At 54.7% G+C, this 19,773-nt stretch carries 14 protein-coding genes and 1 riboswitch; of the genes, 11 read left to right on the top strand and 3 right to left on the bottom strand.

The window, feature by feature from the left end:
- Nucleotides 1-654 carry a protein-L-isoaspartate O-methyltransferase family protein gene (locus tag HNQ59_RS13015; protein ID WP_184040124.1) on the bottom strand — a complete coding sequence of 218 codons (654 nt, stop codon included), beginning with the start codon at nt 652-654 and terminating at the stop codon, nt 1-3.
- A 151-nt stretch (nt 655-805) separates the two neighbouring features.
- Nucleotides 806-944: riboswitch (TPP riboswitch) on the top strand.
- A 41-nt stretch (nt 945-985) separates the two neighbouring features.
- Here HNQ59_RS13015 and thiC point away from each other — a divergent pair.
- The 6 genes from thiC to HNQ59_RS19700 all read left to right on the top strand — a co-directional run bounded on the left by thiC (nt 986) and on the right by HNQ59_RS19700 (nt 10,891).
- Nucleotides 986-2,896, top strand: coding sequence for a phosphomethylpyrimidine synthase ThiC (gene thiC, locus HNQ59_RS13010; RefSeq protein ID WP_184040122.1), 1,911 nt, complete (start codon nt 986-988; stop codon nt 2,894-2,896).
- A 243-nt stretch (nt 2,897-3,139) separates the two neighbouring features.
- On the top strand, nt 3,140-6,418 hold the full coding sequence (locus HNQ59_RS13005) for a DEAD/DEAH box helicase (RefSeq protein ID WP_184040119.1): 3,279 nt from the start codon (nt 3,140-3,142) through the stop codon (nt 6,416-6,418).
- A 24-nt stretch (nt 6,419-6,442) separates the two neighbouring features.
- Complete coding sequence (locus HNQ59_RS19860) at nt 6,443-6,565, top strand: hypothetical protein (RefSeq protein WP_281397219.1); 123 nt, start codon at nt 6,443-6,445, stop codon at nt 6,563-6,565.
- A gap of 121 nt (nt 6,566-6,686) precedes the next feature.
- Nucleotides 6,687-8,666, top strand: coding sequence for a peptidase U32 family protein (locus HNQ59_RS13000; protein WP_184040116.1), 1,980 nt, complete (start codon nt 6,687-6,689; stop codon nt 8,664-8,666).
- 126 nt (nt 8,667-8,792) lie between these two features.
- On the top strand, nt 8,793-10,622 hold the full coding sequence (locus tag HNQ59_RS12995) for an SEC-C metal-binding domain-containing protein (protein ID WP_184040113.1): 1,830 nt from the start codon (nt 8,793-8,795) through the stop codon (nt 10,620-10,622).
- A 17-nt stretch (nt 10,623-10,639) separates the two neighbouring features.
- Nucleotides 10,640-10,891 (top strand): YkgJ family cysteine cluster protein, encoded by a 252-nt coding sequence (locus HNQ59_RS19700; protein ID WP_246490992.1) that lies wholly within the window; start codon nt 10,640-10,642, stop codon nt 10,889-10,891.
- A 121-nt stretch (nt 10,892-11,012) separates the two neighbouring features.
- Here the strand turns inward: HNQ59_RS19700 and HNQ59_RS12990 are convergent, their stop codons facing one another.
- Nucleotides 11,013-11,552, bottom strand: coding sequence for an FxDxF family PEP-CTERM protein (locus HNQ59_RS12990; RefSeq protein ID WP_184040110.1), 540 nt, complete (start codon nt 11,550-11,552; stop codon nt 11,013-11,015).
- 430 nt (nt 11,553-11,982) lie between these two features.
- Nucleotides 11,983-13,203: a cyclic di-GMP phosphodiesterase gene (locus tag HNQ59_RS12985; protein WP_184040107.1), complete on the bottom strand. Its 1,221-nt coding sequence runs from the start codon at nt 13,201-13,203 to the stop codon at nt 11,983-11,985.
- 244 nt (nt 13,204-13,447) lie between these two features.
- Here HNQ59_RS12985 and HNQ59_RS12980 point away from each other — a divergent pair, with 244 nt between their 5' ends.
- The 5 genes from HNQ59_RS12980 (at nt 13,448) to HNQ59_RS12960 (ending at nt 19,733) form a co-directional block, all read left to right on the top strand.
- Nucleotides 13,448-14,632 carry a methyl-accepting chemotaxis protein gene (locus HNQ59_RS12980; protein ID WP_184040104.1) on the top strand — a complete coding sequence of 395 codons (1,185 nt, stop codon included), beginning with the start codon at nt 13,448-13,450 and terminating at the stop codon, nt 14,630-14,632.
- A gap of 33 nt (nt 14,633-14,665) precedes the next feature.
- Nucleotides 14,666-15,031 carry a response regulator gene (locus HNQ59_RS12975; protein ID WP_184040101.1) on the top strand — a complete coding sequence of 122 codons (366 nt, stop codon included), beginning with the start codon at nt 14,666-14,668 and terminating at the stop codon, nt 15,029-15,031.
- 14 nt (nt 15,032-15,045) lie between these two features.
- Nucleotides 15,046-17,259 carry a chemotaxis protein CheW gene (locus HNQ59_RS12970; RefSeq protein WP_184040098.1) on the top strand — a complete coding sequence of 738 codons (2,214 nt, stop codon included), beginning with the start codon at nt 15,046-15,048 and terminating at the stop codon, nt 17,257-17,259.
- Between the two features lie 20 nt (nt 17,260-17,279).
- Entirely contained in the window at nt 17,280-17,759 is a 480-nt protein-coding gene (locus tag HNQ59_RS12965) for a chemotaxis protein CheW (RefSeq protein ID WP_184040095.1), read from the top strand.
- Between the two features lie 81 nt (nt 17,760-17,840).
- Nucleotides 17,841-19,733, top strand: a complete 1,893-nt coding sequence (locus HNQ59_RS12960; RefSeq protein WP_343074276.1) for a methyl-accepting chemotaxis protein — start codon at nt 17,841-17,843, stop codon at nt 19,731-19,733.
- The last annotated feature ends 40 nt before the right edge of the window (nt 19,734-19,773 follow it).

Here is a 19,773-nt window from a genome sequence, read left to right as displayed (position 1 = left end):
TCAGAAGCTGAAGCGTGCCGGTTGTACCGCATTCATCAGCGGGGTGACAACTGTTTCGAACAGCTTAGTGGTGTTGTAGGCAGCACTGCTTTCATGGGTGATCAAGGTGCCAGACATCACAGGGGCATCACCGATGACAGCAAACAAGCGACCGCCCACGGCAAGCTGTTGTTTGAATTCATCGGGTAACACCGGTACGGAGCCTGTGATCACGATCACGTCATACGGTGCATGCTTGGTCCAACCACGTGCGCCATCGCCCACCTCAAAGGTGACGTTACCGAGACCGGCCTTCAACAGATTGGATTTGGCGATTGCAGCTTGTTCTGCATCGATCTCCACGCTGTAGACGTGCTGGGCGCGCTTGGCGAGCAGGGCGGTCAGGTAGCCGCTGCCACTGCCGATCTCCAACACCTTGTCTGTGCGTTTGATCGCCAACTCTTGCACCACCCGCGCTTCCAGTTTCGGTTGCCACATCTTCTGGCCGTTGGCGAGCGGTAACTCCATATCGACAAAGGCCAAGTTGTGCATGTTGGTGGGCACGAATTCTTCACGCTTCACCTCGAACAACAGGCTCAAGATTTCCTGATCCAACACATCCCAAGGGCGGATCTGCTGTTCAACCATATTGAAACGCGCTTCTTCCCAATTCATTGCTCTTGCTCCAGAAAACGATTGAGCCCGTGGCGGGCACCGGATTTTGTCTAACTTGCAATTATCCCATAATTACTTTAGCTTCACACAATTAGTCCCGATACCCGCCAGGTTCCATTGACACGAAACCACGTCAACGGAATCCAGGTATTCGGACCGCTAGGGGTCTGTTGCCAGTACCTGCGTTGATGGTCTGATTGACCGTGTCGAGTCAATTACTGGCATCAGTGAGACATACCCTTCGAACCTGTACGGATCATGCCGGCGTAGGGAAGCGGATTGCCATTCCAGCGTTCTCCTACCCGTTTTTATTGCACTGGAGAACTCCCTGATGAATGCCCCACAATTCCTGCGCGAAACGGCCCATGTCGACGAGGCCGCCATTCAACCCTTTCCTGCCTCGCGCAAGGTCTATGTAGAGGGCAGTCGGCCCGATATCCAGGTGCCGATGCGTGAAATCAGCCAAACTGATACACCGACGGCATTTGGCGGTGAAAACAACCCGCCGATCTATGTATATGACACCTCCGGTATCTACACCGATCCAGCAGCGCGTATCGATGTGCGGTCTGGTTTGCCAGCCATTCGTGGCAAGTGGATTGAAGAGCGTAACGATACTGAGTTGTTGGGTGCGTTGAGCTCCGAGTATGGGCGAGCGCGCGAGGCAGACCCCAAGCTTGAACATCTGCGCTTCAACCTGCAGCGCAAACCGCGTCGCGCGGTGACTGGCAAGAACGTGTCGCAGATGCATTATGCGCGTCAGGGCATCATCACGCCTGAGATGGAGTACATTGCCATCCGTGAAAGCCTGCGTCGCCAGGAATATGTAGCATCGTTGCAAGCCATGGGCGACAAGGGTAAACGCATGGCAGAACTGATGTTACGCCAGCATCGGGGCCAATCATTTGGCGCGGCGATTCCTGACGACATCACACCGGAATTCGTGCGCCAGGAGGTGGCCCGCGGGCGGGCGATCATCCCTGCCAACATCAATCACCCTGAGCTGGAGCCGATGATCATTGGTCGCAACTTCCTGGTGAAGATCAATGGCAATATTGGCAACAGCGCGGTGACTTCCTCGATCAGTGAGGAAGTGGACAAGATGACCTGGGGTATCCGCTGGGGTGCGGACACTATCATGGATCTGTCCACCGGTAAGAATATCCACGAAACCCGTGAATGGATATTGCGTAACAGCCCGGTACCTATTGGCACCGTGCCGATCTATCAGGCACTGGAAAAGGTGGATGGCAAGGCAGAAGAGCTGACCTGGGAGATTTTCAAGGATACCTTGATCGAACAGGCCGAGCAGGGGGTGGACTATTTCACCATCCATGCGGGCGTATTGCTGCGCTATGTGCCGCTGACTGCCAAGCGGATGACCGGCATCGTGTCCCGTGGTGGTTCCATCATGGCCAAGTGGTGTCTGGCGCACCACAAGGAGAATTTCCTCTACACCCACTTCGAGGAAATCTGCGAAATCATGAAGGCCTATGATGTGAGCTTCAGCTTGGGTGATGGCTTACGTCCCGGCTCTGTGTGGGATGCCAATGACGATGCTCAGTTCGGTGAGTTGCGCACGTTGGGTGAATTGACCCAGATTGCCTGGAAGCATGATGTGCAGACCATGATCGAAGGCCCTGGCCACGTGCCGATGCAGATGATCAAGGAAAACATGGATGAGCAGCTGCACCATTGCAACGAGGCGCCTTTCTACACACTGGGGCCGTTGACCACAGACATTGCACCCGGTTATGACCATTTGACCAGCGCGATCGGAGCTGCGCAGATCGGTTGGTATGGCTGTGCGATGTTGTGCTATGTCACCCCCAAAGAACATCTGGGCTTGCCGAATAAAGATGATGTCAAGGAAGGCATCATTGCCTACAAGATTGCCGCTCATGCCGCTGACTTGGCCAAGGGCCACCCTGGTGCGCAGATTCGCGACAATGCCTTGTCGAAAGCCCGCTTCGAGTTCCGCTGGGAGGATCAATTCAACCTGGGACTGGACCCAGACCGGGCGCGTGAATATCACGACGAAACCCTGCCGCAGCAAGGTGCAAAAGTGGCCCATTTCTGTTCGATGTGCGGCCCCCATTTCTGTTCGATGAAAATCACTCAGGATGTGCGCGACTTTGCCGAGAAACAAGGTATCAGCGAAAACGAAGCATTGCAGAAGGGGATGGAAGTCAAATCCATCGAATTCGTGAAGCAAGGCGCTGAGGTGTACCACAAGGTGTAATTCATCCCGTGGTGGTTGAGTGATCTGACGTGAAGCAGGGTGGCCTGGGCTCATTGAGCCCGGGCCGCTTTTGTTTCGGCCTGCCGCAATCGTACGGAATGCCACCTTACCTAGTCTGACAAAACAAGCCATGATCAGCGGAGAGGGCCTGGATGGATGACGATCGTCTGGCGGGCCTTGCGTATAATTGCTTTTTCTACCTTCCACTGCCCGCATCTTCAGCAGTGTTTGACGACCGACCAGATGGCAACCGATACGCTCCCATTACTGACAGTCAATCAAGTGATTGATGAATTTGGCTTTTACGAAGTTGAAAAAGCCCAGTCATATATCCAGAAAATCAAAAGCCTGGTGGTAATGGACCACATTGTCTCGGCTCAGGTCAAAGGGTCGAGCAAGACGCCTTACCGAATCATGGTCCATGTCAATGCATATGCGAAGGCCGATGTCGAGATGGTTTCCTATTGCAGCTGCCCAGTGCACTATCAGTGCAAGCATGGTGCCGCGACCATGTTGGCGTATATCAATCAGCAGGTGGAGCCCTCCCCCGCTATTCGGGAACGAGTTCATGACTGGTTGCGTGGTTTCCGCGAAGCGGTAGGCAAACATCAAAAAGAAGGGGTTATACAAAAGGCCACGGAGCGGCTGTTCTATTGCCTGGATGAGGACGGGCATTGCATCACTTTATACAAAGGCCGACCTGACACACATGGCTTGCCTCAGATAATGGATCGATGGAGCGGTATTGATCGGGCCATTTCCAAACCGCCCAAGTTCGTGTGCAAGGATGACTTGTCTGTGATCCGCTTGTTGTATGCGTCCCTGCCAAGCGAGCCGGGGACATTTTCGCTACAGCAGAGCACAGGTGATGACATGTTGAAGCAGATGGCAGCCACCGGCAGGCTGATTAGCCGTCAGAAATGCGGCTATGTACCGCTGGCGGTGGGTATGCCACGAGCTGCAACGTTGCATTGGACGTTGGATGGGCATGGGAAAATCATACCTGCGGTGGTGATCGACAATGGACAGCTATTGCTGGCGGCTACGCCCTGGTATCTGGATCTTGCTGCCAAGCTGATCGGGCCACTGCAGTTTGAATTTGATGCTGCACTGCTGGGATATTTGCTCATGTTGCCGCCGATTACCAAACAGGAAGCTGCGGTCGTCGCCCAGACCTTGACTGAGTTGGCGCCCGACCTGCCCGTGCCGACCAGCAACGCAACGGCAATTCGTACCATCGATTGTTCACCCACGCCAGTATTGGTGCTGGAAAGCTATCCGGTGGCGGCGATCTATCGCCACCGCAATTACCAGCAGGTCTATACCAGCGCAGGCCGCTCACTGCACTATTTCGATGCCGCACAGGTGGAAATGGAATACGCCGGTCATCGCCTGAAACCGGAAGATGATCAGACATACTGGAGCCAGCCCGATGGTACAGTGGTGTGCCTCAAGCGCAATGCCAGCAAGGAACGACAATGGATCAAGACGCTGAGCGAGGTGGGTTTGGCGACCGTGCCACCCTATGCGATAGCATCACCGAGCCTGCCGCATGACTACCCGTTGTATGGGCTGGACAAAGAAGCTGATTGGCCGGTATTCATGCTGGAGTGTGTGCCACTGCTCAAGGAGCAAGGCTGGCTGATCGAATTCAGCACCGATTTTCGCCACCATGCCAGCACGATCACTGATTGGTATGCAACCCTGCAGGAGCGTGACGCCGGCTGGTTCGATGTGGCGATGCAAATCGAAATCGATGGCCAGCGTATTGATCTGCCGCCATTACTGACCGAATTGATGCGCCATGACAAGCGTTGGCTGGATCTCAATCAACAAAAGCTCATCCCAGATGATGAAGTCGTGACGCTTGTGTTGCCTGATGGCGGCAGAGCGACGGCACCGGCAGGTCGGATCAAGCCGCTGATGAGAACACTGATCGACCTGTTTGACAGCGGACACGCAGCTGGGTTGGCTGTCTCCCGGCTGGATGCCCCGCGTGTGGCAGAGGCGCTGGCGGGTTGGTCTGGCGATGGCGTAGAGATGGCTGCTACGCTGGCCAAACGGTTGATAATGACGAAACCTCGTAAGGCGATGCGGCCACCCAAAGGCTTAGGTTTGGCGCTACGTCCCTATCAGCTGGAAGGTTTGAATTGGTTGCAGTTTTTGCGTGAACAAGCGCTGGCCGGCATTCTGGCGGATGACATGGGGCTTGGAAAGACAGCGCAGACCTTGGCCCACCTGTTGCTCGAAAAAGAGGCAGGCCGGCTCGACCAGCCTGCGTTGATTGTGTTGCCAACCTCACTGGTCCACAACTGGAAGAGCGAGGCCCGCCGCTTCACCCCCGGTCTGCGGGTGTTGTCATTGCAGGGCATGGCACGCAAGCAGGCATTCGAGCAGATTTCCATGCATGATGTGGTGCTGACCACCTACCCACTGCTTTGGCGCGACATCGACACGCTCAGCCAGTACCACTATCACCTGCTGGTGCTGGACGAGGCGCAATCAGTGAAGAACGCAGGTAGCAAGACGGCTGAAGCCGTGCGTCAGATCACAGCCCGCCATCGATTGTGTATCACTGGCACCCCATTGGAAAACCATCTTGGCGAGTTGTGGGCCTTGTTTGATTTCTTGATGCCGCGTTTCCTTGGCGACAGCAAAACCTTCACCAAACTCTGGCGGACGCCGATCGAAAAACAGGGAGACAGCGAACGGCGCAAATTGCTGGCTCGTCGCATCAAGCCCTTCATTCTCCGCCGCAGCAAGGATCAGGTAGCCAAGGAATTGCCACCCAAGACAGTGATTGTGCGTAAGGTGGTGTTGGAGGGTAAGCAGCGCGATCTGTACGAAACCGTACGCACGGCAATGGATGGCCGAATCCGCGAAGAGATCGCCAGCAAAGGATTGGCGCGTAGTCAGATTGTGATTCTGGATGCGTTGCTCAAATTGCGGCAGGTATGTTGCGACCCGCGTCTGGTGAAAATAGACAGCAGTAAGCAGGTGACCGAGCGAGCCAAGCTTGCGCTGCTGATGCAGATCTTGCCGGAGTTGATCGACGAGGGACGCAAGGTGTTGTTGTTCTCGCAGTTTACATCCATGTTGGGCTTGATCGAAACAGAGCTGAAAGCCGCCAAGCTCGATTATGTAGTGTTGCAAGGCGATACCCATGATCGTGAAACCCCGATCAGACGTTTCCAGTCTGGGGAGGTGCCGATCTTCCTGATCAGCTTGAAAGCGGGTGGCGTTGGGCTGAATCTGACCGCTGCTGACACAGTGATCCACTTCGACCCCTGGTGGAACCCAGCTGTGGAAAACCAGGCGACTGACCGTGCGCACCGTATCGGGCAGGATAAACCCGTGTTTGTCTACAAGCTGATCGTGGAAGGCAGTATTGAAGACAAGATCCTGGCACTGCAGGACAAGAAAGCAGAGCTGGCTGCAGGGATCTTGTCAGAGGATCATGGTGGCAGTGTTAAATTCACCGAAGAAGACATTGCCGCGCTACTGGCACCATTGCCTACCTGATGCCCCTTTGTTGGTGGAAATGGAATGCAGGGAGCAACTGACCGGTTTCCGAATGGGTTGGTGCTGCTGATCATCGGCAGCGATCTGACGCCGACGGGCAACAATGACCAATCTGCCATGTTGTGTGTTTCCTATGCATGGAATTGACTTGGTTGGTAGCTGGTTGCAATGAATTCATCAGCGGGTCGGTAGTAAAATTCGGTAAAATGTCGAGTTTTCCGAGGGTTGGCGATGTCCGCCCGTTTGACTGAATCACCGAGAGATCCGCATGAGCCTGTTGCCCCACCAGCTAGAATTATTGTCGCCCGCCAAGACTGCCGAGATTGGTCGAGAGGCGATCCTGCACGGTGCGGATGCAGTCTATATTGGTGGCCCATCGTTTGGTGCACGCCACAACGCCTGTAATGAAATCCATGAAATCGCTGAGTTGGTGTCATTCGCGCACCGCTATCATGCGCGTATCTTCGTCACACTCAATACCATTTTGCACGACGCAGAGCTGGAGCCAGCGCGTAAGTTGATCCATCAGTTGTACGATGCAGGTGTGGATGCATTGATCGTGCAGGATATGGGCATTCTGGAGCTGGATATTCCACCCATCCAGCTGCACGCCTCGACTCAATGTGATATCCGTAGCGTAGCCAAAGCCAAATTCATGGCAGACGTGGGGTTCTCGCAGATCGTGCTGGCGCGGGAGCTGACAATCCAACAGATTCGTGCCATCCATGACGCAGTGGGTGACAGTGCCACCATCGAGCATTTCATCCATGGCGCACTGTGCGTGGCCTATTCCGGGCAGTGTTACATCAGCCACGCGCAGACAGGACGTAGCGCCAACCGTGGCGATTGTTCACAAGCCTGCCGTCTGCCCTATACCTTGAATGACTCACAAGGCCGGGTAGTGGCGTTTGAAAAGCATCTGCTGTCGATGAAGGACAACGACCAGAGTACCAACCTGGAGGCATTGATCGATGCGGGTGTGCGCTCGTTCAAAATTGAAGGCCGTTACAAGGAGATGGGTTATGTGAAGAACATCACAGCCCACTATCGCCTGTTGTTGGATGAGATCCTGAGCCGCAGGCCAGAGCTGGCACCGGCCTCTAGCGGCCACACCGAGATTCTGTTCACGCCCAATGTGGATAAAAGCTTCCATCGGGGCCATACCGATTATTTTTCAAATGGGCGGCTAGACAATATCGGCGCATTTGATTCCCCGACGTTTGTTGGCGTACACCTTGGCACAGTAACCAAGCTCGGGCCGGATTGGTTTGAGCTGGACACGATAGAGCCGATGGCCAATGGTGATGGGCTCAACTTCATGCGCAAGCGGGAGGTGGTCGGTATCCAGGCCAATGTGGTGAAACTGGTCGGACAGGGTGAAGGCGGCCAAGTATGGCGAGTGTTTCCGAATGAGCCGATGGCGAATCTGCTGGGTTTGAAGGTGGGGACGGAAATCAGCCGTAACCGTGATCAAGCCTGGGAGCAAGCGCTGCTGAAGAAATCTGCCGAGCGCAAGATCGATGTTTGGATGCAGCTTGGCGAAACCCCGACCGGCTTGACACTGAATATGACTGATGCCGATGGCTGTGTTGCCAAGGTCAGCCTGGATGCGCCATTGCAGATTGCACAGCAGGCTGACAAGGCTGAAGGTGCGTTGCGTGATGGCTTGGCAAAACTCGGTAACACCTTGTTTCGTGCTCACGATGTTCAATTGACCATCAGCCAGCCCTGGTTTGTGCCGACTTCGGTGCTGAACCAGCTAAGGCGTGATGCAGTTGCGGAGCTGGAGCGAGTGCGGCTGGCGGCGTGGCAGCGTCCACAACGTAAAGCTGAAGGCGATCCACCTGCGCAATATCCTGAAACGTCGCTGAGCTATCTGGCCAATGTCTACAACGAAAAGGCCAGAGCATTTTATGAAAAGCATGGCGTCAGCTTGATCGATGCAGCATACGAAGCACATGAGGAGGGGGGCGAGGTCAGCTTGATGATCACCAAGCATTGCTTGCGTTTCTCGTTCAACCTATGCCCCAAGCAGGCCAAAGGAGTGAAAGGCGTACAAGGGCAGGTGAGGGCTGAGCCAATGACGCTGGTCAATGGAAACGAGCGACTGACCTTGCGCTTTGATTGCAAGCCTTGCGAGATGCATGTCATCGGTAAGATGAAAAAGCACATTCTGAATAGCCCCCCACCCTCAACCGCTCAGGCAATTCCCATGACTTTTCACCGTAAGCGCCCTCATCAAGGTTGATTCGACAGCTTGAGTGTTTCACGTGAAACACCAATATAGAAAGCTCATCCTCTGTGGGGTGAAAATATTATTAGTTGCCCACGGCTGGATGGCTGCTGGGCTGAATGAAATTGAATGAGGACGTAGATGAATATGGAGCCCAAGCGGGACGCATTGGATGAATTGTTGAGCGAAACCGTGGCCAATGCGATCAAGCAACCCGATCCTGCTGGATTGAGTGAATGGATGGTAGCTGTTTGGGCACCCAAGGCCTCGGAAGTGTTCAATCGCCCCATCACAGCGGAGCACGCACCCAGGCTGATGCGACTGTTGGCCAAAGCAATCTGCAATGTACTGCCACGACCAGAAAATGATTATCGCCCGGTCAAATGGCCAAAGACAGAGCGGAATGCAGCTTGTGATTGCGGCTCGGGGCTCAAGTATAAACACTGCTGCGCCGCGCTTGAGGCGGGGCTGCCCGTGTTGTCAGTACAGGATCTTCTGCCCTATGTGCTTGCCGCAGTGCCCAAAGCCCATTTACAGCGCCTGCCGCTGGGGCGGATGGATCTGGAGGCGCTCGCGGACGTTGCGATAGGGTGGGCTGAGCGCAATCAGCACGAGCGCGCAGTGCTATTGCTTGAGCCGATTTTCAAACAATCTGCTTTGCTGGATGAGCGTGCTGAGTTGGCCTTTGATGTGTTGATGGATAGCTATCTGGCACTCAATAAGCCCAAGAAGCGCACACAATTATTGGAAGCGGTGTTGTCCTGCCAGAGCCAGTTTCTGCAAGCGGTGGCTTGGCGGCGCTTGGCTGCAATCCATGCCGATGCCGGCGAACACGATCTGGCCATGGAGGCGTTCAGCAAGGCCCAGCATCTGGCGCCGGATCACCCAGCGTTGGGCCCTTTGGAGGTTACGCTGTGGCTGGCAGGCCATGATGTTGCCCGAGCTGTCGAGCGAGCGGCGTTTTGGCGGGCGCATTACAAAAAGATCAGCCCACATCTGTATGCACAGCCACTATCGTTCATGGAAGAGGTGATTACTGACCCTGCTGCAATACAGCGTGAAATGGGCATGGCCAGTGAAGAGGAATACCGTTGGTTTGCACCATTGGGGCAACTGTTGGATACGCTACCCGTTGCGCAGGCCCGCTACACCCTTCAACCTGCTGAAGATGGTGGGATGGTGCTGCAGGCGCTACCAGAGCTGGCGACGCTGGAATCGACCTGGGAAGAGGTGCTGAGATCGATACAGGGGGACACATCTGAGCAGGAAGAGGCATTGTGGGACGTGTTGGCACAGCGTGATAAATGGTTGACCTGGCTGAAGGCAAATCCAACAGCATTTGACAATGTGACGATTCTGGATCAGTTGTATTTCCTCGCTTCAATGCTGGATGAAGAAAAAGACGAGTCCGTTCTGCCTGTGCTGGAGCAACTGAGTGTGCGGATTGAAGCCATTACAGATTTGCTATTGAGCAGTGAACAGCAAGGGACAGTGCAATTGCCTTGGCGCAAGCCAGAAAACCGGCCACTGCTACGCATGCTGGGGGTCATGGCATTGACACAATCTGGCGACGTGCAACTTCAGCACCTGGAGCGCTTGGTGCTGGGGTTGAATCCTACGGATGAACAGCAGCTACGTTACCACTTGGGTTATCAGTATCTGACAACAAATCAGCTGGATAAGATGATTGCATTGGGAGAAGCTTTTTCCGAGGACAATGCAGAAATGTGTTTCAACCATGCGCTGGCCTTGTTCCTGGTGGGCAATGAAGAACAGGCAACCACCGTGCTGGAGCGGGGCATACAGACCAACCCGCAACTGGCCGCCATGTTGATACAAAGTCGCGCCAAACGGGCACAGCCTGGCGATTCTCAAGCGGAGGAAGGAGCTGCCTATCGCCAGCAGTACCATGCTTTATGGAAAAACAGCGGTGGTCTGAGCTGGTTGAAAAAACAAAAGGCATGTAGTTGATGGCACCGGGTAGCGTGATGGAATGTCGCCCAGGCTGTGGCGCGTGTTGTATTGCGCCATCGATTTCAAGTTCCATTCCAGGCATGCCATCTGGTAAGCCAGCTGGTGTACGTTGTGCCCAACTGACCATGGACAATCGATGCCAGCTGTTTGGTGACCCGCGCCGCCCTGCGGTATGCGGCAGCTTACGTCCAAGTGCAGACATGTGTGGATCAACCGATGCGGCTGCGATGATCTGGTTGACAAGGCTTGAGCAGGCGACTGCCTAGGCTGCTGGAAAGCCTGGGTACTGGGCAGCACCACGCAAAGACGGGCACATTGCTGTGCCCGTTTGCTTTCTACAAGGCCAGACCACGCCAGGCTGAAAACGCCTGATGTGGTCAGTATCGATTACTGCGCGCGCTTGCGGCGTACAGCGTAACCAATCACGCCCAGACCTGCCAGCATCATCAGGTATTCGGAAGGCTCTGGTACTGCATTGGCATGCAGGCTCAGGCCATAGCCGCCACCAAACACGCCAGACAGGATGCCGCTGATGTTCAGACGGTATTGACCAGCTTCCAGCACGCCGGAAGAGAACGAGCCAGACAGAACACCACTGCCGGACAGCGAGGTGCCCAGGTTCATGGCAGTCCAGCTACCATTCACCAACTTGTACAGATTGCCGCTCAGCGCATCCAGATTCAGGATGTTGGGCAGGCCAGCTGCATTGATTTCAGCCAGTGATGCACCCAGCTTGAATTTTTCGCCGACAGAGAACTTGAAGGTATCAGCAAACGTGTCGTCGCCGTTGATACCAGGTTTGATCACAACGTTGGTGTACTTGGTCAGTTCGCCTACATTGTAAGTGGCCGCATTGGTGATACCGGACATGAGCACCAAGCTGGTAGCCAGGGCCGCACCGGTCAGGGTCTTCTTCAACACTTGCATTGGGAAACTCCTTTCTGAATTGGGTATGACTCCCAAGGCGAATTATGCACATGGATTTGTGCTTCGCGTCAATAATATGACAAAGCAGTAATGTTTGATATGTAGCAATTAATAAAATTTTCTTACAGTTTTTTGCCATAAGTAATATTTATTGTCAATGGAATACCTGACGATCGGCTAGGTGGCTGGTGCTGAGCGTGTTGATAAAATATGTAAAAACAGCTCTATTGCGCGAAATGAGGCTATATATTTGCCATTTCTGATATAACAGATTATTTTGTTATTTCGAAGAACAATTTCTGATAAAAAAATGACAGGCCAAACCCCAGTCGGCACGCCGCGTGTCGATTTCTATGCGGAATGGAAGGTCAGCCAGCTGTTGAAGCTATTGATTTATCAAGTCTGAGGTCGGCAGAGGGGCTGGAGCAGGTCATGTGGTGAGGAAGCGGTTGGGGTCAATGCCCCATTTGGTGGGGTTTTCGTGGCTGACGATCTTGTCGGCACCACCTTTTCCCATAGGTTTGGATAAGTCAATCTCCTGCGGCGGGATATAGGTGTTCGATTTTGAGCTGAAGAAAATCTTCACTTTCGGGGATACCAGATTACCGTCATTCTGTTCCATCACGACCCCTAATCTGCCACTTTTGAGCAGCACCAGGGTGCCAACAGGATAGATACCGACGCAGCGCATGAACGCCTGCACCAGTCTCGGTTCAAAGTGGTGTTTGCTCCATTCAAGCAGTTTGCGTAGCGCGTCGGTGGCGGGCATGCCCTTGTGGTAGCAGCGATCTGCGGTGATGGCGTCATAGACGTCGACAATGGCGGCCATTTTGGCCAAGGTGCTGATGCCTTCTCCTGCCTGCTTGTCTGGATAGCCGCTGCCATCGACACGCTCGTGGTGGTGCAGGGTGATATCCAGCGGAACTTCACCGACACCCGGTGTTTTCAGCAATATGTCAAAGCCATCCTTGGGGTGTCGCCTGATCACATCAAATTCCTGATCGGTCAAACGACCAGGTTTGTTCAAAATGTCGTCTGGTACCAATGCCTTACCTGTGTCATGCAACAGACCGCCCAGCCCCGCTTGCCGGGTCTGCTCTTCATTCATGCCGACCGAGCGACAGAATGCCACCAGCAGGGTGCACACGCTGACAGAGTGTAAAAAGGTATAGTCGTCTTTGTTTTTGATTCGCATCAGCCCAATCAATGCCCCGGAATTCCTCAGAATCGACTCGGTGATGTTGGTGACCACCGGCTCGACTTGTTCGAGCTGGATGGCCTTGCCCAACCGGACATCCTGCATGACATTGCGCACCAGCGATGCCGCCTGATTCTTGATCTGCTTGGCGCGTTGGCTTTCCTCCGCAGCACTGACCCTGATGATTACGGGATCTGCGCGGCTGACGATTTCCAGCATCTCCTGCTGTAGTGCGGTTTCGACTTCGTTCTGGGTTGGGGCATCACTGACATCCAAGCCTCGGTCGGTATCAATGTATACATCGTGGATGCCGGCCTGGATGATTTTCTCGATTTCAGTATCGGAGCTGAGCTTGAAGCGGTTGCGCACGAACGGGTGTGACATCCAATCACAACTCAGATCGTGAATATACATGCCAACCTTCAGCTGACTGGCATCGATTTTCTTGATCATGGAGTCACCTCGTAACAAAGACATTCAGCAGAGTGATCAGAATTTAACTATAAGTAGAACCTGACGGCCCTGCTGGAAATGACGACAGGGCCGGTTTGATACGCCAGTGAAATGCCTTGCACCATGATCGGGTGCCAACTAAAACGGAAGAGACTGCGGGCTGTATCTGTACCCGTGGAAGGGTTTGTTCATTCGCAGGTCCAAAAACAGGAGGAGACACGTGGTGTCGGTGCCTCGGCTATTCATGTCTGTATTGCTCTTTTCGGGGCTGTCGGCAGGTCTTGGTTGGTGGCTTGAGGGGGTGGGCCTGCTCATTTCAGTCTTGATGACGGGTGGAATCGCTTTTTCCGCAAAGTCATTTCTACTCAATCACTCGGGTGCTCAACCTGTGGAGCACGCTCAACAGCGTGACCTGTTGCCCAACCAGATCAACGAGTTGATCCAGAAGCTGGGTGAATTGGGCAACAATTGCGCCAAGCAAGGGGATCTCGCCGGGCAGGAGATGAGCCGCTTGGCCTCTTTGATCTCGGATGCAGGGGTGCAACTGATCTCTGTCTTTCACGAGATGAATGGCGTGTCGTCGCGACAACAACAACTGACACGCGACCTGCTGGATACCAATGACCGGACAAGGCAGCAATCGAAGACCGCTGACAATTCTGAAGGTGTGAATTTTTCGGCGTTTCTGTCTGAAGTGGGCACCACCTTGAAATCCTTTGTGACGCAGATCACTGAAACATCAAAGATGGCGGTCAGTTTGGTCGATCAGATGGATGAGATCTGGAAAATGGTCGAGCAGGTTGGGGGGATTCTGGGTGAGATTGAGGGCATTGCCAGGCAGACCAATTTCCTGGCGTTGAATGCGGCCATTGAAGCTGCCCGGGCTGGCGAGGCGGGGAGAGGGTTTGTGGTGGTGGCTGACGAGGTGCGGAACTTGTCTGTACGGACAGCGGGTTTCAGCCACCAGATCCGAGAGCAGATGGATCGTATGCATAAAGCGGTCAGCAATGCGGAAGCATCGATGACCAAGATTGCCTCCAATGACATGACCGGCTCATTGAGAGCACAACAACATGTGTTCTATATGATGGAAGTGATCAAACAGATCAATGAGCAGAATGATGCGATGGCGCGCGAGCTGGCGGACACGGCAGCCCAGTTTGACATATTGGTCGGCAAGGCGGTGACCAATCTGCAGTTTCAGGATCTGGCGGGCCAGCTTCTGGGGCATGCCCAAATCCATGTCGAGCACTTGTTGGAGCCAGTCAAACACCTACAAGGAGTTCCCAATATGTCGCTGCCGATGGTGATCGAGGAGGTGGACAAAGCCGCCCAGCTATCTGATGAGCGTCATATGGAGCTCAGTACCACCAAGTTATCACCTGTAGCACAAGTGAGCATGGACTCTGGGTCTGTGGAGCTATTCTGAATTCAAACATTCAACATGAGATGATGCCTAATCATGAGCAAGCGCATATTGACGGTTGATGATTCTGCCTCGATTCGCCAGATGGTCATTTTTTCGCTGAAAGCTGTTGGCTATGAAGTCGTGGATGCATCAGATGGAGCGGAAGGTGTGGCCAAAGCAAAATCCGGAAAATTCGACCTGATTCTGACGGATCAGAACATGCCGAAAATGGATGGCCTGACCCTGATCAAAACACTTCGGGCAATGCCTGAATACCGTACAACGCCGATCTTGATGCTGACAACGGAATCCAGCGACAGCATGAAGGCGCAGGGTAGGGCGGCTGGCGCAACGGGTTGGCTGGTCAAGCCGTTTGATCCGCAAAAATTGGTAGATGTGGTCAAACGTGTTCTCGGCTGAATGGCTGATTCGATATGAGCATCGATCTCAGTCAATTTCACCAGGTGTTCTTTGAGGAATCAGCGGAACACCTGGACACCATGGAACAGCAACTGGTTTCCATTGATCTGTCCAACCCCACTGCCGAGGAATTGAATTCCATCTTTCGTGCAGCGCACTCCATCAAAGGTGGTAGCGGTACTTTTGGCTTCAAAGACCTCGCTGACGTCACCCACATCCTTGAGAATCAGCTGGATCGTATCCGCCATGGTAAGGTGCAGTTGACTGCATTGATGGTGGATGTCTTTCTCAAGGCAATCGATGTGCTGAGGCACATGTTGGAAACGCATCGAGTGGGTGGTGAGCCGGAGGTGGCGTCCCAGCAGGCGATCTGCGCGGAATTGCACGCCCTGGATGGCTCGTCCCCAACGGGTGCCCAACCCAGTACACCAGCCAAGACAAGCGCCCCAAGCTTGGTTACGCAAGGGCTGGAGCGTCGCTACCGTATCTCCATCCAATCTCTGGAAAAACACTCTTTCGAGGTGCTGGAGGAGCAAGCGCCCAATTATGGCACCTTGTTATCGGCGCATTTTTCCCCTGAGGCATCGGTCGTTGAGCTCAACAGCAGCTTGGCCCGGGAAGAGCTCTATGAGTTTCTGGAGTTTCTGAGCCCACCAGAGCGGATTTCACTGGAAGATATATCAGCAGACCTGGATGGCGCACCCATCGCTGTCGAGGCAGAAGGCTACGGCCTGTTTATGAATAGCCCAGGGGTTCCGGCAGATTCACCTGATGAGCCTGTTCCGGTCGAAGAAGGCGAGGGCTATGGTCTGTATGTGGATGGCCCTGGCAGCCCGGTCAAGTCGCAGTCAGATACACAAGAAACCCATGTTGCCTATGAAGAGGAAGGCTTTGGGCTGTTTCTGCCCGCCGATGGCACCCCAGCCAAGACGCCTGTATTGCATGAGGAAGAAGGCTTTGGCCTATTCGCGCCGATCGAGCCAAGCCCTGCACCTGCTGCTGCCGTGCCAGCGGCCCAGCCCAAGGCCGCTGCACCTGCAGCGGCTGCCAGCAAACAAGCCAGTGCTGAGTCCTCCATCCGCGTCAGCGTAGAGAAGGTGGATCAGCTGATCGACCTGACGGGTGAATTGGTCATCACCCAAGCCATGTTGGCACAGACGGCAGATACCTGTGGCTTGACTGTTTCCGAGGAAATGCAAGGGGCGCTGGCGCTGCTGGAGCGCAATCTGCGTGACCTGCAGGAAGCAGTCATGTCGATCCGAATGCTGCCGATGAGTTTTGTATTCAGCCGTTTTCCACGCATGGTGCGGGACACGGCAGGCAAGCTGGGCAAGCAGGTTGAATTGAAACTGATCGGAGAGGGCACCGAACTGGACAAGGGGCTGATCGAGCGTGTGGCTGACCCATTGACACATTTGGTGCGCAATAGTGTGGATCATGGGATCGAATTGCCAGATGTCCGGCGGGCCAATGGCAAGGCCGAGAAAGGGACCATCACACTGTCTGCAGCCCATCAGGGCGGCAATGTGGTCATCTCGGTAACAGATGATGGACAAGGTTTGAGGCGTGACAAGATTCTGGCCAAGGCAAAGGAAAAGAACCTGCCTGTCCACGATGGCATGAGTGACAACGATGTCTGGCTACTGATCTTTGCACCTGGCTTTTCCACAGCCGATCAGGTGACAGATATTTCTGGCCGTGGAGTAGGCATGGATGTCGTCAAACGCAATGTGGAAAGCATGGGCGGTCGCATCGACATCAGTTCCACAGCGGGTAGGGGCTCCAGCATCACCATCCGGCTGCCACTGACTTTGGCCATCTTGGATGGCATGTCGGTGGCGGTCGGTGACGAAGTCTACATCTTGCCGATTGGGTTTATCGTCGAATCACTCCAGCCCAAGCCCGAAGATATCCGCACCATGGCGGGCAAAGGGCGGGTGCTCAATGTCAGGAATGAATACCTGCCGTTGGTCTGCCTGCATGAAGTGTTTCACGTGGAACCAAAATATCAGCGGCCACAGGACGCACTGCTGATCGTGGTGGAAGCTGACGGTGTGAAGATCACGCTACAGGTGGATGCCTTGTTGGGGCAGCATCAGGTGGTGATCAAGAGCCTGGAAACCAATTATCGACGAGTACCTGGCGTATCTGGGGCAACCATCATGGGAGATGGTCGGGTGGCGCTGATTCTGGATGTCGCAGCAATCGTGCGCTTGTCGCAAAGCTAATGCCAAAACGGAGGCTCAAGATGGATGAGGAATCGCGTGTTGCCAGCATCGCCAATGAGTATCTGACGTTCAGCCTGGGCAAAGAGGAGTACGCAGTTGATATCCTCAAGGTTCAAGAAATCCGTGGGTATGACAAAGTCACCCAGATTGCGAACAGCCCTGGGTTCATCAAAGGCGTCATCAATCTTCGCGGCTCGATTGTCCCCATCGTCGATCTCCGGATCAAATTTGGTTTGGGTGATCCGGTCTACGACCAGTTCACGGTCGTCATCATCCTCAATATCGCCCAGCGCGTGGTGGGCGTGGTGGTGGACTCGGTGTCCGATGTCGTGTCGCTGCAGACCGATCAGATTCGCGCCGCGCCGGATTTTGGAACCATCCTTGATACGCGCTATATCGTCGGCCTATGCACCATCGATGATCGCATGATCATTGTCACGGACATCGAGCAGCTGATGTCCAGCGAAGATATGGGTCTTGTCGAAGCAGTCATTGCTTGAGTTGTCCAGGCTGGTACAAGGTTGAGGCTGGTGATGGCTGGCCTCTGTTCAGAGATTGTGCTCGTTAGTCGAGGTGCTGCCATGGTTTTCTTCAGCCAATTCTTCAGCAAATCCGCCATCCCCATGAAAGATGACACTGAATTGCAGGAGCTACGTGGTCAAGTGGCTGCAATCAGCAAATCGCAGGCCGTCATCGAGTTCTCGATGGATGGCCGTGTCCTGCACGCCAACGACAATTTTCTGCACGCCTTGGGTTACTCGCTGAGTGAGATACAAGGCCAGCACCATAGCATGTTTGTAGACCCCTCTGAGCGCAACAGCCCGGCCTATCGTGCATTTTGGGAGAAGCTTGGCAGGGGGGATTACGATGCAGGCCAATACAAGCGCATCACCAAGTCAGGTAAAGAGATCTGGATTCAGGCTTCCTACAACCCGATCCTTGATATCAATGGCCGCCCCATCAAGGTCATCAAATTTGCCACCGACATCACCAAGGAAAAAGAACAACTGGCTGATTACACCGGGCAGTTGGCAGCCATTGGCAAGTCACAGGCTGTCATTGAATTCACCTTGGATGGTCGCATTCTCAATGCGAACGACAATTTCCTGAACGCGCTGGGTTATTCGCTCAGCGAGATCAAGGGCCAGCACCACAGCCTGTTTGTTGACCCTGCCTACCGCGCAAGCCCTGAGTATCGCGCATTCTGGGAAAAGCTGGGGCGAGGTGAGTTCGATGCTGGCCAGTACAAGCGGATTGCGAAGGGTGGCCGCGAGATCTGGATACAAGCCTCATACAACCCGATCTTCGATGCCAGCGGGCGGCCCTTCAAAGTCGTCAAATATGCTTCTGATGTCACCGATCAGGTTCATGCTGCCAAGATGCTGCAGGAGGCTGTTGATGAGGCGTTGGTGGTGGTATCGCAGGTTGCTGCGGGTGACTTGACCCAGATGATCGACACCAGTACGCGGACCGGTGCTATGGCGCAGCTCTGTGAGGGGATCAACGGCTTGGTCGAGCAGCTGAAGGAGACTGTTTCCCGCATCAAGCAAGCGGCAGATGCCATCAACGTGGCCTCCAGCGAGATCGCGGCGGGCAACACCGACCTATCACAACGAACCGAAGAGCAGGCCGCCAGCCTGGAAGAAACCGCCGCCAGCATGGAAGAGCTGACCGGCACCGTGAAGCAGAATGCCGAAAACGCCCGCCAGGCGAGCCAGCTGGCGAAGAGCGCCGCCGAGATTGCCGAGAAAGGAGGCCGCGTGGTGGCAGGGGTGGTGACCACCATGGGCAGCATCGCAGACAGCTCGAAAAAGATCGCAGACATCATCAGCGTAATCGATGGCATCGCCTTCCAGACCAACATCCTGGCGCTGAACGCCGCCGTGGAAGCGGCGCGAGCTGGCGAGCAAGGGCGAGGCTTCGCGGTGGTGGCAGGCGAAGTGCGGAACCTGGCGCAGCGCAGCGCAGCGGCAGCCAAGGAAATCAAAGACCTGATCCAAGACTCGGTAAGCCGGGTCAGCGACGGCACCAAGCTGGTGGAAGACGCAGGCAGCACCATGAATGAAATCGTCACCTCGGTGCAAAGAGTGAACGACATCATCAGCGAGATCTCGTCAGCCAGCCGGGAGCAAAGCGACGGCATCGAACAGGTGAACAAAGCCGTGACCCAGATGGACGAGGGTACACAACAGAACGCGGCCCTGGTGGAAGAGGCGGCAGCGAATGCGGAAAGCCTGGAAGAGCAGGCGCGGCAGCTGGTGGATGCGGTGATGATGTTCAAGATGGAAGAAAGCGCCCGCCATGGGGGGATGAGCGTCACCCGCAGGCCGAGCGCCAGTCGGGGCAGTGTTGCCCGCCCTACCGCTGGCAAGGGTGCCAAGGCCATGACCAAAGCAGTGCCCAAACCGGCCCCCAAGCCCAAGGCGTTACCGGCAGCAGGGAACGTGGAGGACGGCGACTGGGAGGAATTCTAGGCTTCATTGATACGGTTTCATGCTCCACGCTGTATGTCGC

Origin of the sequence: Chitinivorax tropicus, assembly GCF_014202905.1 — a bacterium.
GTDB lineage: Bacteria > Pseudomonadota > Gammaproteobacteria > Burkholderiales > SCOH01 > Chitinivorax > Chitinivorax tropicus.
The sequence above is the reverse complement of the archived record's forward strand: the minus strand, read 5'-3'. Positions and strand labels throughout refer to the sequence as shown.

Coding starts and splice junctions, on each gene's coding strand:
- HNQ59_RS12990 (WP_184040110.1), bottom strand. CDS start 11,552: ATGCAAGTGTTGAAGAAGACCCTGACCGGTGCGGCCCTGGCTACCAGC.
- HNQ59_RS13000 (WP_184040116.1), top strand. CDS start 6,687: ATGAGCCTGTTGCCCCACCAGCTAGAATTATTGTCGCCCGCCAAGACT.
- HNQ59_RS12960 (WP_343074276.1), top strand. CDS start 17,841: ATGGTTTTCTTCAGCCAATTCTTCAGCAAATCCGCCATCCCCATGAAA.
- HNQ59_RS19860 (WP_281397219.1), top strand. CDS start 6,443: ATGCAGGGAGCAACTGACCGGTTTCCGAATGGGTTGGTGCTGCTGATC.
- HNQ59_RS12975 (WP_184040101.1), top strand. CDS start 14,666: ATGAGCAAGCGCATATTGACGGTTGATGATTCTGCCTCGATTCGCCAG.
- HNQ59_RS13015 (WP_184040124.1), bottom strand. CDS start 654: ATGAATTGGGAAGAAGCGCGTTTCAATATGGTTGAACAGCAGATCCGC.
- HNQ59_RS12995 (WP_184040113.1), top strand. CDS start 8,793: ATGAATATGGAGCCCAAGCGGGACGCATTGGATGAATTGTTGAGCGAA.
- HNQ59_RS13005 (WP_184040119.1), top strand. CDS start 3,140: ATGGCAACCGATACGCTCCCATTACTGACAGTCAATCAAGTGATTGAT.
- HNQ59_RS12965 (WP_184040095.1), top strand. CDS start 17,280: ATGGATGAGGAATCGCGTGTTGCCAGCATCGCCAATGAGTATCTGACG.
- HNQ59_RS12980 (WP_184040104.1), top strand. CDS start 13,448: ATGTCTGTATTGCTCTTTTCGGGGCTGTCGGCAGGTCTTGGTTGGTGG.
- thiC (WP_184040122.1), top strand. CDS start 986: ATGAATGCCCCACAATTCCTGCGCGAAACGGCCCATGTCGACGAGGCC.
- HNQ59_RS19700 (WP_246490992.1), top strand. CDS start 10,640: ATGGAATGTCGCCCAGGCTGTGGCGCGTGTTGTATTGCGCCATCGATT.
- HNQ59_RS12985 (WP_184040107.1), bottom strand. CDS start 13,203: ATGATCAAGAAAATCGATGCCAGTCAGCTGAAGGTTGGCATGTATATT.
- HNQ59_RS12970 (WP_184040098.1), top strand. CDS start 15,046: ATGAGCATCGATCTCAGTCAATTTCACCAGGTGTTCTTTGAGGAATCA.